Origin of the sequence: Saccharopolyspora erythraea NRRL 2338 (assembly GCF_000062885.1) — a bacterium.
Classification (GTDB): domain Bacteria; phylum Actinomycetota; class Actinomycetes; order Mycobacteriales; family Pseudonocardiaceae; genus Saccharopolyspora_D; species Saccharopolyspora_D erythraea.
This window is the reverse complement of the sequence record NC_009142.1, coordinates 3,536,114-3,549,250: the sequence shown is the minus strand read 5'-3', so window position 1 is coordinate 3,549,250 and position 13,137 is coordinate 3,536,114. Positions and strand designations below refer to the sequence as shown.

12 protein-coding genes are annotated in these 13,137 nt (G+C 71.3%); 8 read left to right on the top strand and 4 right to left on the bottom strand.

Annotated features, from left to right (window positions below; translation table 11 throughout):
• The first annotated feature begins 141 nt into the window (after positions 1-141).
• From SACE_RS15555 to SACE_RS15525, 7 genes are all read left to right on the top strand, one after another.
• A complete protein-coding gene (locus SACE_RS15555) occupies positions 142-1,149 on the top strand; it encodes a Gfo/Idh/MocA family oxidoreductase (protein WP_009945609.1) in 1,008 nt (335 codons plus the stop codon).
• Positions 1,146-2,033, top strand: coding sequence for a sugar phosphate isomerase/epimerase family protein (locus SACE_RS15550; RefSeq protein ID WP_009945610.1), 888 nt, complete (start codon positions 1,146-1,148; stop codon positions 2,031-2,033). The genes SACE_RS15555 and SACE_RS15550 overlap by 4 nt, the downstream gene beginning before the upstream one ends.
• Positions 2,033-3,331, top strand: a complete 1,299-nt coding sequence (locus SACE_RS15545; protein ID WP_009945612.1) for a M20/M25/M40 family metallo-hydrolase — start codon at positions 2,033-2,035, stop codon at positions 3,329-3,331. Before SACE_RS15550 ends, SACE_RS15545 begins: the two co-directional genes overlap by 1 nt.
• On the top strand, positions 3,328-4,455 hold the full coding sequence (locus SACE_RS15540; RefSeq protein WP_009945613.1) for an Ldh family oxidoreductase: 1,128 nt from the start codon (positions 3,328-3,330) through the stop codon (positions 4,453-4,455). Before SACE_RS15545 ends, SACE_RS15540 begins: the two co-directional genes overlap by 4 nt.
• On the top strand, positions 4,452-5,390 hold the full coding sequence (locus SACE_RS15535) for a Gfo/Idh/MocA family protein (RefSeq protein ID WP_009945615.1): 939 nt from the start codon (positions 4,452-4,454) through the stop codon (positions 5,388-5,390). Before SACE_RS15540 ends, SACE_RS15535 begins: the two co-directional genes overlap by 4 nt.
• On the top strand, positions 5,387-5,806 hold the full coding sequence (locus tag SACE_RS15530; RefSeq protein ID WP_009945616.1) for a DUF6917 domain-containing protein: 420 nt from the start codon (positions 5,387-5,389) through the stop codon (positions 5,804-5,806). The genes SACE_RS15535 and SACE_RS15530 overlap by 4 nt, the downstream gene beginning before the upstream one ends.
• A gap of 172 nt (positions 5,807-5,978) precedes the next feature.
• Entirely contained in the window at positions 5,979-7,244 is a 1,266-nt protein-coding gene (locus tag SACE_RS15525; RefSeq protein WP_009945617.1) for an MFS transporter, read from the top strand.
• A gap of 432 nt (positions 7,245-7,676) precedes the next feature.
• Here the strand turns inward: SACE_RS15525 and SACE_RS15520 are convergent, their stop codons facing one another.
• The 4 genes from SACE_RS15520 to SACE_RS15505 all read right to left on the bottom strand — a co-directional run bounded on the left by SACE_RS15520 (position 7,677) and on the right by SACE_RS15505 (position 11,842).
• Positions 7,677-8,210, bottom strand: coding sequence for an EF-hand domain-containing protein (locus SACE_RS15520; RefSeq protein ID WP_009945618.1), 534 nt, complete (start codon positions 8,208-8,210; stop codon positions 7,677-7,679).
• Between the two features lie 220 nt (positions 8,211-8,430).
• Positions 8,431-9,693 (bottom strand): nucleotide sugar dehydrogenase, encoded by a 1,263-nt coding sequence (locus SACE_RS15515; protein ID WP_009945619.1) that lies wholly within the window; start codon positions 9,691-9,693, stop codon positions 8,431-8,433.
• Positions 9,694-9,797: 104 nt separating this feature from the next.
• A complete protein-coding gene (locus SACE_RS15510) occupies positions 9,798-10,103 on the bottom strand; it encodes a hypothetical protein (protein WP_011873960.1) in 306 nt (101 codons plus the stop codon).
• 92 nt (positions 10,104-10,195) lie between these two features.
• On the bottom strand, positions 10,196-11,842 hold the full coding sequence (locus SACE_RS15505) for a COG1361 family protein (protein ID WP_009945621.1): 1,647 nt from the start codon (positions 11,840-11,842) through the stop codon (positions 10,196-10,198).
• 363 nt (positions 11,843-12,205) lie between these two features.
• Between SACE_RS15505 and SACE_RS15500 the strand changes: the two genes are divergently transcribed.
• Complete coding sequence (locus SACE_RS15500) at positions 12,206-12,976, top strand: bestrophin-like domain (protein WP_009945622.1); 771 nt, start codon at positions 12,206-12,208, stop codon at positions 12,974-12,976.
• The last annotated feature ends 161 nt before the right edge of the window (positions 12,977-13,137 follow it).

Genomic DNA, 13,137 nt, shown 5'->3' with positions numbered 1-13,137 from the left:
CGCCTCGGAAAACACTCGCTATGGTGTCCGGCCGGACCGCCTCGCCGCGTCCGCGAACCGCGTTCCCGGCTTCCGCCACGACACGGCCGGGCGCACCTTTTCTCCTTCCACCCGAATCGACGCCGACGTCTACGGAGAACGATGCTGCAACCACTCGTGGTCGGACTCGGCCGCGCCGGGGTCGGCCTGCACCTGCGCGTGCTCGCCCGCGCCCGGTCGTGCGAGCAGGGGCTCATCGCCCCGGGCCCGGTACCCGCCTGGGATCCGCGCCAGGAAGCCGGGCAGCGCGTGCCGGGCCTGAGCGTGCGGGACTCCCTCGCCGCGGCGGTGGCCACCACCGATCCGGAGTCCACTGTGGCCCACGTCTGCACGCCTCCCGTCGCGCGGCTGGAGGTCATCAGGCAGCTGGGCGCGCTCGGGGTCCGCAAGCTCGTGGTGGAGAAACCGCTGGCGACCGGCCTGGACGAACTGCTGCGCATCGACCGGTTGCGGCGCGAGCTGGGGCTGGAAGTGGTGGTGGTCGCGCACTGGCTGGCCTCCGAGCTGACCCGCCGGCTGGCCGAGCTGGTGCGGGAGCAGCCGTTCGGAGCGCTGCGCGCGATCACCTTCACCCAGCACAAGCCCCGCTTCTCCCGTTCGTTGAGCACCAACGGGCACCCCACCGCCTTCGACGTGGAGGTGCCGCACTCGCTCGGCGTCGTGCTCTGCCTCGCCGGACCGGCCCGGCTGCTCTCGGCCGAGCGGACCGACATGCGGGTCGGCGACGACGTCGTGCTGCCCGGGATGGGCAGCGCACGTCTCGCCCTCGGGCACGAGTCCGGGGTCCTCAGCGAGATCTTCTCCGACCTCACCTCGCCGGTGCAGCAGCGCAGGGTGCGGCTGGAGTTCGAGCGCGGTTCGGCCACCGGGCACTACCCGCTGAGCGAGAACGACGACCACGCGCAGCTGACCGTCGACGGTCCGCGGCGCGCGCACCACGTGTTCCGGGACGACGCGCTGACCGCGTTCGTCGTCGCGACGTACCGGGCCTTCCAGTCCGGCGAACCCTCGGCCGAGGCCGGTTTCCAGCTCCACAGCGAGGCGATCCGGCTGATGTGCGAAGCCAAGGAGACCGCTCGCGGCTCGACCTCGGAGGAGATCTCGACGTGAAACCCCATCCGCACAACGCGTTCGCGCTCACCGGAATCGGCGACGAGGCCGACGTCGGTCTCGCGGGGCAGATATCGGCGCTGCGGCGCCTCGACTGGCGTGCGATCGAACTGCGCACAGTGGACGGTGTCGCGATGGCCGACCTGGACCCGCGCGGGTTCGAGGCGGTGCGCGACGCCGTGCGCGAGGCCGGGCTCGAAGTGGTGTGCCTGGCTTCGCGGATCGGCAACTGGGCCCGCCCGATCACGGGTTCCTTCCATCACGACCTGGCCGAGCTCGACGTGCTCACCGCGCAGTGCGCGGCGCTGGGAACCCGGTTCATCCGCATCATGTCCTACCCCGGCGGCGAACTCGACGAGCAGGACTGGGCGTACCGGGTCATCACCCGGATCCGGCGTCTGGCCGAACGCGCGGAACAGGCCGGTCTGGTGCTGCTGCACGAGAACTGCTCAGGCTGGGCCGGTACCGACGCCGACCGGATGTTGCGGTTGCTCGACGAGGTCGGCAGCCCGGCGCTGCGGCTGCTCTTCGACACGGGCAACGGAGTCGCCCACGGCTACGACGCCGTCACGATGCTCGGCCGCGTCCTGCCGCACGTCGCGCACGTCCACGTCAAGGACGCCGTGGCGACGCCGAACGGGGTCGGGTACACGCTGCCCGGCGAGGGCCACGCGGGCGTCGCCGAATGCCTGCGGATGCTCGGCGACGCAGGCTACACCGGGTGGCTCTCGCTGGAACCGCATCTGGCCACGAGGCCCCACGAAGGGCTGCGGGCCCACGGCGACTCCGCGGAGCTGTTCGTGCGTGCCGGGCAGCGGCTCCGGCAGCTCGTCCAGCAGACGACGACTTCCGCGGCGCAGTCGCGCGGTCCGGGGGTGGCGTAGTGGCGGGCCTGCTGGCCGAGTCCGACCGCAAGCTGCTGCTGAACCTGCTCTCGACGTGCACGGTCGGTCCGCTGGAGGCCGCCTCCGTCGCCGAGCAGACCCGGATGTGGCTGGCGCAGGACGAGTACGCCCGTGCGGCCGAGGCCATCGGCCTGCGCCGGGTGCGCCACGCGAGCCCTCCGCTCGCGGCGGTGACGCGTCCCGACGTGCCGCTGACCGTCCGCGACGCCGCGCGCGACCCGTCTTTCCTGTCCCAGCAGCCGAGCCTGGTGATGCGGCTCGGCGCGGCGCTGCCGGTGGAGCGAACGGTGATGTTCAACGTGCACCTGGACACCGTCTCCGGGATGGAACCCGTGTCGTTCAACGGTTCCCGCTTCACCGGGCGCGGCGCCATCGACGCGAAGGGGCCCGCCGTGGCTCTGCTCTCGGGCATCAGGGCCGCGATGGCGCGGGAAGTCGCTGTGGGCCGCGACATCGCGGTGCTGGTGCAGGTCGTGTCGGGAGAAGAGGGCGGCGCGATGGGCACCTTCGGCACCCGCCCGCTGGTCGAGTCCGGATTCGTGGGCCGGCTCAACGTCTTCTGCGAGCCGACCGGGCTGCGCTACCTGACCCGGTCCACGGCCGCGATGACCGCCTGCGTGCGCGTCGACGGGGAGGGCGCCATCGACGACCGGCCCGACACCGGGCACAACGCGACCGTCCTCCTCGGGTTCCTGGCACAGCACCTCGCCGCCGAGCTCGACTCCGGCACGCGGCCGGGACGGGTGTGCGTCGCCGGGCTGCACACCGGCGACATGCACAACCGCGTCTACGGCTCGGGACGGTTGCTGCTCAACCTGTCGTACGCGACGTCGTCCGAAGGCGCCGAGCTGGAACAGGCGGTCGCCGAGGCACTGCGGAGCGGCCTGCACTCCTTCGCGACGCGCTTCGCCGGCAGCAGGGAGTTCGGTCGCACCGCGGCCGACTGCGCGGCCATCACCACTCTGGAATGGCACAAGCGCGGCCTCCCGTGCCTGCGCGGCACCGAGCCGTGGGCCGCCGAGCTCCTCGAACGGTCCGGGCTGCGCCGATGGCCCGACGACGAACCCGCTTTCACCTGCGACGCCATCTGGATGGACGGCGTGCCCGGCACCGCCACCGCGGTGCTGGGGCCGGGATCCCTCGACCGCAACAACGCCCACGCCGAAGGCGAGTTCGCCGAGCTGGCCGAACTGGAGGAGTTCGCGTCGGCCGTCGCCGACGTGCTCATCGACTTCGTGAAGGACTGCAAGGACCAACCGAACGGAAACCGCCCATGACGCTGCACGAAGTGCCCGCGGCACGCCGGAACGGCGTGGTGCGGGTGGACTACGCCGACCTGCTCTCGTTCACCACCCGGCTGTTCGCCGAGAGGGGCGTCCCGGCCGACCGGGCGCACACGGCGGCGAGCGCGCTCTGCTACGGCGACCTCACCGGCCTGGAGGCGCACGGCCTGTTCAACCTGACCCGCCTGTACCTGCCGCTGTTCGACAGCGGCAGGGTGGACCCCGCCGCGCAACCGCGCGTGCTGACCGACCTCGGCGCGTGCGCGGTGGTCGACTCGCGCCGCGCGCTCGGGCTCTGGTCGGCGGCCGAAGCGATGGACTCGGCGGCCGACCGGGCCGCCCAGCACGGGATCGGGCTGGTCACGGTGCGCGACGCCACGCACTTCGGTTGCGCCGGTTTCCACACCGCGCGGGCGGCCGAACGCGGCGTGATCGGTGTGCTGGCGGGCAACTGCGGCGGTCAGCGCATCGCCCGGCCGCCGGGCGGGACGCCGGCCATGCTCGGCACCAACCCGCTCAGCGTCGCCGCCCCGGCGCTGCCCGGGCATCCGTTCGTGCTCGACATGAGCACGACGGTGGTGCCCACCGGGCGGGTCCGCACCGCCGCGGCACGTGGCGAGCCGGTCCCGCCGGGCTGGCTGGTGGACTCCTCCGGCGCGGCGGTGACCGATCCGGCCGCCTTCGACCGCGGCGAGGCGTACCTCAACTGGCTCGGCGGCGACCAGGACACCGGCGCGTACAAGGGTTTCGGCTTGGGTCTGGTGGTCGAGCTGCTCGGCGCGCTGCTGCCCGGCGCCGGACTCGGCCCGGCACCCGAGGCGCTCGACGGCGACGGGCGTCCGCACGGTCGCGACGACGACATCGGCTTCTCCGCCATCGCCATCGCACCGCGGCTGCTGCGCCCGGACCGCGACTTCGCCGGCGCCGCCAGGGCGCTGTTCGAGACGATCAACGCCTGCCCACCCGCACCCGGACACGCCGACGTGCGGTATCCGGGCTGGTGGGAGGCCGAGCGCGCGCAGAGCCGCCTGCGCGAGGGCGTGCCGGTTCCGGCCGGTCTGCACGCCGATCTCGTCCGGCTCGGGCTCGGTGCCGAACCGGCCGGTGAGCACCGATGACCGCCAGGCGCATCGCGGTCGTCGGCCTGGGCGTGATCTCCAGGTTCTACCTGGCCGCCATCGAGTCGTCCCGCGCGTGGGAGCTCGCGGCGGTGTGCGATGTCCGGGACGCCGCGCTCGATCCGCACCGCGGGACCGTCGCGTGCTACGCGGACCACCGCACGATGATGGCGCAGGCCCAGCTCGACGCGGTGGTGGTCACCGTGCCCAACGACGCGCACGGTGCGATCTGCCGGGACGCGCTGCTGGCCGGACTCGCGGTGTGCGTGGAGAAGCCGCTGACGCTCTCCGCCGCCGAAGGACGGGAGCTGGACGCGCTCGCGCGCATGCGCGAGGTCGCGCTCCTCACCGCCTTCCACCGCCGCTACAACCGCAACGTGCGGGCCCTGCTCGCCCGCCAACGCGCCACGGGGACGCCGATCCGGTCGATGACGGTGCGCTACCTCGAACTCATCGAGGAGCACATCGGGCAGGACACCTGGTACCTCGACGCCGCGCGCTGCGGCGGCGGCTGCGTTGCCGACAACGGTCCCAACGCGTTCGACCTCGTCCGCCTGTTCCTCGGCGACGCCGAGGTGGTCGAATCGGAGATCACCCGCGACGGGACCGGTACCGACCGGCAGGCGCGCATCGCGCTGCGCTCCGGCACCGGCGTCGATGCGGTGGTCGAACTCGACTGGTCGCACCCGGGGGAGACCAAGGACGTCGAACTCGTCCTGGACGACGGTTCGACGCTGCGCGCCGACATGCTGGAAGGCCACCCCGAGTTCAAGTCCTCGCTCTGGCACGAGTACGCGGGCATCCTCGACGACTTCACCGACGCCCTCGCGGCACCCCGCACCGGCGACGGCGGCCTCGCGGCACTGGAGCTGGTCGAAGCCGCATACCGCGCCGAACGGCCGAGCACCGCACTGACGGACCTGGAGGGATCATGAACCACGACGAGGACGGCGCGAAGCGCGCGGTACGCGGAACGCTCGTCAAGGTGCTGCTGCACCGGCGCGACGACCGCGGGATGTCGCTCGAACCGCACGCCAGCCGGTGCATGCGTCGCGGCGAGGTGCACGAGTTGGTCACGACCGACCACCGCGAGACCGCGCCCGGCGCCCGCATCGACCGGGTCGGCTTCCTCGGGTTCGCCGAGATCGCCTGCGCCGGGGTGATCGACCGCGGCGACCAGTTCTGGGTGGGCGACACCGTCGTCGGCACCGTGCTCGGCTTCGACGCGTGCCACTTCCCCAACCACTACAACATCCTGATCAGCACCACGTCACCGGTCACCGGGGCCGACCTGGACCTGCGCCCGGAACTCCCGATCGGCTTCGCCCCGGCACTGGTCCCCGCCGGCTGAAGCGAAGGGCGGACGCACCCGTGAGTCTTCTGTGGTTGCCATAGCGGCCCAAAAGACTCACGGGTTGTGCTTTGCTTTGGCTCGCGGGCCGGGGTGACTCCACCCTCCTCGCCGCTCGCTTCGGTGTCGCTGGTCGAATGCCACGTACGCGAGTCGGCGAGGGGGCGCGGGGATGGTGGGCAGGCGGTCGCTGGGGCGGCGGTTCGGGTGGCTCTGGGCGGCCTACGCGGTCAGCACGTTCGGCACGCGGTTCGCGTTCGACGCATTCCCCCTGATCGCGGTCCTGGTGCTGCACGCCGGGCCGGCGGAGGTGTCGGCGCTGGCGGCGGCGGGGATGGCGGTCGGCGCGGTGGTGGCGGTGCCGCTCGGCCCGTGGGTGGAGTTCCGCCGCAAGCGCCCGGTGATGATCGCGGCGGACCTGATCCGGTTCGCGGCGGTGATGAGCGTGCCCGCGGCCTTCGCGCTGGGCCTGCTCAGCTTCGCGCAGCTCCTGGTGGTGTCGGTCGCCGTCGCCGCGGCCGACATCGCTTTCCGGGCGGCGAGCGGAGCGTGCCTGAAAGCGCTCGTGCGGCGGGAGGACCTGCTCGTCGCGAACGGGAGGTTCGAGTCCACCGCCTGGACCGCGACCGCGCTCGGCCCACCGCTGGGCGGGGCCGCGATCGGGTTGTTCGGCCCGGTGACGACCGTGGTGGCCGATGCGGTCAGCTACCTGCTTTCGGCATCGGCAATCCGCGCGATCGGTGGCGGGGAGCCGCACCCCGCGCGAACCGGGACATCACGGCTGCGTCCCCGCGACGTTCTCGAAGGATGGCGCTACATCCTGGCCCACCCGGCGCTGCGCCCGCTGTTCTTCAACACGATCTTGGTCAATGGCCTGATCATGGCGACCGCGCCGCTGCTCGCCGTTCTCATGCTGGGCCGGCTCGGTTTCACGCCCCTGCAGTACGGCCTGGCGTTCGGCGTGCCCTGCATCGGTGGTCTCATCGGTGCACGCCTCGCCCACCCTCTCGTCGCGCGGTTCGGGCGGCACCGGACGATGCTCACCACTGGAGCGCTGCGGGCGTGCTGGCTGGTCGGGTTGGCCTTCGTCCACCCCGGCACCACCGGGCTCGTCCTGGTGATCGCTGTCGAACTCGCGCTGATCACGTGTGTGGGCGTGTTCAACCCGATCTTCGCCACCTACCGCCTCGAGCAGATCGCGCCGGACCGGCTCGCCCGCACCCTGTCCGCCTGGTCGGTCACCGGCAACCTCACCATCGCGGTCATGACCGCCCTGTGGGGCGTGCTGGCGAGCACCACCAGCCCTCGCACCGCGATCGCGGTCGCCGGGCTGCTCATCCTGGCGACACCGCTCCTGCTCCCCCGCCAGGACCACGCGTCACAGCGGCAAGAGACCGCAGCCACACCTGACGCACCGGCCTCTCCGGGCGACGGTTGAGGCGCCGACTGACGTGCCGGTCTGATCGTGCCCATGCCCCGCTACCAAGCCGAGTTCCGCTCCCTCGCGCCTTCACAGCGGGCGGTTTCGCTGCTCTGGCGGAATTCCCAAGCTTGGTGAAGGTGTGCCCCGAGTCGAGCTGTGCCGCAGTTCTCCGGACTACGACCGAACATGGCAGCGGCTGCCCCTCGAACGCCCCGGCCTCATCGAAGTGCGCCGGCAACCCGACACCCCCTCGCCGAAGGGCCGACAGCCCGAGGCTCCCCCCGGCCCGAACACCTGGTCCCGCACGTCACTCACGCCCAATAGCCGCGAGCCTGAGGTTTTCCGTCCCCAACCCCGCTGAACGCGGCAGCGGCCGGTGCACCGGATCGAATCCGGTGCACCGGCCGCTGTTCGTTCAGGAGTCTTCCCGCGCAGCCGTCGGCAGGATCAGCCGAGCAGCTCGACGTCCAGGCGTCCGAAGTGGAAGTCACGCACGGCGGTGAGCAGCTCGTCGAGCGACAGCTCGCCGTTGCCGTTGGTGTCCACCTGGTTGAAGGCCTCCGCGGCCTCCGCCTTGCTCATGCCCAGTGCGGTCAGCCACGCCGCGAACTCGTCGGCGTTGATCTGGCCGTCGGCGTTCTTGTCGCACATCCCCACGATGCCCTTGACCACCGGGCCGAGGACGCGGTTGAAGCTGGCCTCGCCCTGCTCGAAGATGAGGTTCTCGGTGACGCGGATGAACTGCTCCTCGGTGAGGGAGCCGTCCGAGCCGACACCGGCTTCCTTGGCCAGGTAGTCGAAGAGCCCGCCGAAGGCGTTCTTGAGCGTCTGGACCTCAGCGGCACCGGCGTCCTTGCCGAAGGCCTCCGCGATGTGCTGGGCCTCCTTCTCGAAGTCCGCCCGCTCCAGAGCACCGTTGCCGTCGAAGTCCCACCTGTCGAAGCGCTTCTTCAGACGGTCGCTGGCGATGGCCGTAGTCATAAGACCAGAACTTCCTTTCCCATCGGATAGTGCTGCGAAAAAACGACGTCCACGCTCAGATCCACACCACTGCGATCAGCCGGATCGACGAGTACGCCGCCTCGCGTTGAACTTCCCCACGAAGCCCAGCGCAAGCCTATATTCCTTGATCAGATCCCGTCATTCACACGTTATGGTGATCCAGAGGAACGTCCACCTCGGACAGAACGATGTACTGGGGTCACAGCAAAGTGACTCGTTCACCCGCGACCTGGCCGCGGGTGTCGAGAAGCACGCATTCCGCGGCGGCGAGCACCGCGTGGTCATAACTCGAATGGTCCTGGAGAAGGATCGCCAGATCGCAATTCCTCAGAGCGGCCGACAATTCCTCAGCTCTCGGCAGTTCCACGTCGTCGACCGCGAAGCCGGTGACGTGCGGATCGTGATAGGTCACAGACGCCGCGCGGGCCAGCAGCTCGCGCGCCACCGGCAGCGCGGGAGTCTCGCGGGTATCGGAGATGTCGGGTTTGTAGGCGACACCGAGCAGCAGCACCTCGGCTCCCCGCACGGACTTGCCCATCCCCGCGAGCATGCTGACGGCCCGGTCCACGACGTGCCCGGGCATCCGCCCGTTGATCCAGCGCGCCGCGGCCAGCATGTCGAAGGTGAAGCCCTCCGCCTCGGCCTTGCTCGACAGGTACAGCGGGTCGACCGGGATGCAGTGCCCGCCTACGCCCGGCCCTGGTGCGAAGGGAGCGAACCCGAACGGCTTCGTCGCGGCGCAGTGCATCACGTCCCAGACGTCGATGCCGACCTTGTCGCAGAACAGCGCCACCTCGTTCACCAGCGCGATGTTGACGTAGCGGTAGGTGTTCTCCAGCAGCTTGGCCATCTCCGCCTCGCGCGTGCCGCGCGAGACCACCAGGGTGTCGACGAACCTGCCGTAGAAGGCGACGGCCGACTTCGCGCACAGCGGGGTGCAGCCGCTGACGACCTTCGGCGTGTTGCGCAGCCCGAAGCGCTTGTTGCCCGGGTCGATGCGCTCCGGCGAGTAGGCCAGGTGGAAGTCCTCGCCGACGCGCAGTCCGCTGCCGGCTTCGAGGATCGGCCGCACCACCTCCTCGGTGGTGCCCGGGTAGCTCGTCGACTCCAGCACCACCAGCATCCCGGGGCGCAGGTGCGGCGCCGCCGCTCGTGCGGCCGCTCGGACCGAACCGAGATCCGGTTCCCCGTCGGCGGTGAGCCCGGTGGGCACGCACAGCACCACCGCCTCCGCGCGCGAGATCACCGCTGTGTCGGTGGTCGCCGCGAAGCCCGCGGCCCGCATCCCCGCGACCGCCGAGTCCGGGACGTCGTCGACGTGCGACCGCCCGTCGTTCAGCCCCTCGGCGACCTCGGCGCGCACGTCGAGTCCACGCACCGAGAGCCCTTCCTCGCAGGCCCGCCTGGCCAGCGGCAGCCCCACGTAACCCAAACCGACCACGACCAGATCGACGTCTGCCACAGTTCCCCCTCGATCGAGTGCGCGCGCTCGCGCGCTGGACTTCGGTACCGGTGGAGCGCCGCACGCCGCCGGGCGCCGCTCCACCGCTGGACGCGGATCGCGGATCAGACCGAGAAGCTGCCGCTGCCCGGCGCGACGTGCGAACCGAAGCCGGGCTGCACCGTCACGCTCGGGCCGGCGCAGAACGGGTCGCCGTAGATCCGGACCGGCCTGTCCGTGTGGTTGTTGAGCACGTGCGCGGCCAACGGGAGCTTGTGGCACCCCGAGGGATCCGCGTACGTGGTGAGCCGCGTGGTCTCCGTCTCGAAGACCGTCACCTCACCCGTGGCGGCCGAAGCGGCCGTGGCGGCGAACCCGGTGATCAGGACGGCACCCGCGAGCCCCGCGACCACGGAAACCTTGCGCTGCAATGCATCCACCTCCTTGGACGGGCTGCCGGACACGGCAGCCGACAACAAAAACCTTTTGAGAACACGGAGAAGAAGGAAACGCCGGGGGCCGGTCACCGCTTCGCGCGGCTCGCCGTCGAGAGCGCTCCGACGCTCACCATCATCACCAGCGCGCCGAGGATGCCGATGAAACCCGCCGTCCGCTCGGGTGATTCGAGCGGCCCGCCGCCACCCACGCGCTCGCGCTCCTGCGGCACGACCGCCGCCGCGGGGCGGCCCGCACGGCCCGGGTTCACGGCGTAAGTCACCTGCAGGACCGCCGTGGTCCGGACGGTGTGGCTCACATCGGCCACCACGCCGTCGATCACCGGCCGACCCGACACCGACAGCGCGACGGCGGTGCCCCGCGCCACCCGGCATCGGTACTCGGAGCTCTCACCGGCGTCGAGCCACCCGATGTCCTCGCGGCAGTCCGCCGGTTCACCTCCGACGACGACGCGGTCCAGCGGGATGGGCGAGGTGTTGCGCACCCGCACGTCGACCTCCGCCCGGCCGTCGCGGTCGGTCCCGGTGCCGGCTTCGGAGACCTCCAGGGCGATGCTCGGGCGCACGCCCTTCGTCGTGACCGATGACGAATCCGCCGCCACCGCGCCGAGTGCGTCGCGTCCGGACGCGGTCAGGTTGCTCACGGCTTCACCCGAACCCGCCCGGACAGAGCAGCGGATCTGCCGTCGCTCGCCCGGCCCCAGGGTCACCGGCGGTGGACCGCACCGCGCGCCGTCTCCGGTCAGCGACAGCCCGGAAAGTTCGGTGTTGCCGCTGTTGCGGAGCGTCAGCTCGTGCACCGCGTCGTCGCCCTCCAGCACCATGCCGTGCTGCCGCGCGACCGCCAGCTCCAGGGCCGGGCGCAGCACGCGGACGACGTCCGCGGTCCGGGCGGTCACCGTCCTGCCGTCGGCGCTGGTTCCCCGGACCCGGGCCGCCACCGGCGCGTCGCGCTCGCCGACCGCGCCGGCGCATGAGACCGGAACCGTCGCTCCTGGCGCGAGGACCCCGAGGGGCTTGCGGCATCCGGCGCCGATGTCGAACTCCGCCAGCACGTCGTGCAGTTCCGTTCCACCGGTGTTGGTGACCACCACGTCGTGGCTCACCACGTCCCCGGGGTGCGCCGACCCGCGGTCGATCCGGCCGGCGGCCGAGATCGCCGGGTCGGGGACCTCGATCGTCCAGACGACGTGCAGGGACCACCCCTCCACGCACGAAGGTCCACCGACGACCACCGTCACTCCGCGGTCGCCGACGAGGCGGGCGAGCTCGTCGAACACGTCGGCGCGGGCCGACGACGGCCGCCCACCGGCCCCCGCGGTGACGCTCTGCGGGCTGACCCGCGTCGAACCGAGGACCAGCGAAGGGGCCTGCAGGCCCGTGGAGAGCAGCCATCCGGCTCCGGCCCCGCAGTGGGCGTCGGTGCCGGTCCAGGTGAGGTCGGCCTCGACGATCCTCGCGCCGGCCGGGAGGTCCAGCCGCGCCGACGAGGAGCCACGGCCACCGAGCCGGTCTCCCACCGTCACCGAGCCCGTCCGGGCCTGGTGGCCCTCGTCGAGCCTGCGCACCGGCACGTCCCGCGACGCGGTCACCGGCACCACCATGAACGCGCTCGCCAGCAGCACCAGCGACAGCCGGATGCCGCTGGCGGCCAGCGCACGTGTTCTCCTCGAACGGATCACCGGAAACGAGCCCCTGATTCGGAACGCGACCACGCCGGGTGCACCTGCCGGTGCCCGGCGACGGGTCTGCTGGGAAGTCGACGCGGTCGACGTTATCCGCCGGAAATCCCTTTGCACGCAGCCGGGTTTGACCGCAGCACCGAAGGCGTATGTCCAGCTCCCGGGCTGTTTTCTCGGGTTCGGTGGGCCGGTCGGAATGGCGTCGCGCGGCCGAGGCCGCAATCCAAGATCACTCGAACTGATGAAGTTGGCGGATCCGGTTCCGCACAAGGCTTTTCCGGCTCCCGGCCGGGGCTACCATCGCGGTGTCGCGCGCTGCGCGACCGCACGGCGCATCGACTCGTCCGCCGTGATTCCCCGTCTGCACGAGAAATCCGGGATCTCAAGTTGTTCCTCATGCTGCTCGTCGTCGTCCTGCCCGCCCTCCTCGTCGCGGGACTGCTGGTCCTGGGCAAGCGCCGGAAAAGAGCCGGCCCGACCCGTCCTGACTCCGACTCCGACTCGCTGTCGTTCGTCGGCGGCGTGCTCAACGCGCTGTTCACCGTCGTGCTCGCGTTCTACATCGTGTTCGCCTGGCAGGACGGCGACGACATCGAGAAGGCGTCGACCACCGAGGCCAACGCGCTCACCGACACGTACTGGCAGGTGAGCTCGGCACCCGAGCCCGCGGCGTCGACGATCCGGTCGCTGGCGGCGCGCTACGCGACCCGCGTCGCCGAGCACGAGTGGGCGGCGCTGGACCAGGGCCGCACCGACCCGGAGGTGGACGCGGTCCTGGCGTCCATGCGCGCGGAGGTGACCGACCTGCCCGCCGACACCGAGCAGCAGAAGTCCGCGCGGGAGCAGGCCCTGCAGAACATCCGCGTGATCGACGAGAACCACCGGGAGCGGGTCGAGCAGGCCACCGACGACCAGGTCTTCAACACGGTGCTGCTGGTGGCCAGCATCATCGGCGCGCTGCTCATGGTGACCTTCCCGCTGCTGATCGGTATCAGCCCGACCGCGGCCAACATCGCGACCATGGTGCTGCTGACGCTCACCCTCGGCTTCACGATCTTCGTCTCGCTGCAGCTGATGCATCCGCTGCACGGCCCCTTCGGGGTCGAGCCCGGGCCTTTCCGCACCGCGCTGGAGAGCTTCGAGGGCACCCTGCTGACCGGGGCGTGAACCCGCACGTGGTCGCCGCCCTGCTTCGCGGTGCTTTCCCTTCCACTAGTGGGAAAGCACCGTGAAGCACCGCATCCGAGGGGTTGCGGGGGCCGAGATTTCGGCGTTGCCCCCCAAGGATGTTCGACACCCGGCTGTTCATCAGCGATGAGCCGGACGGC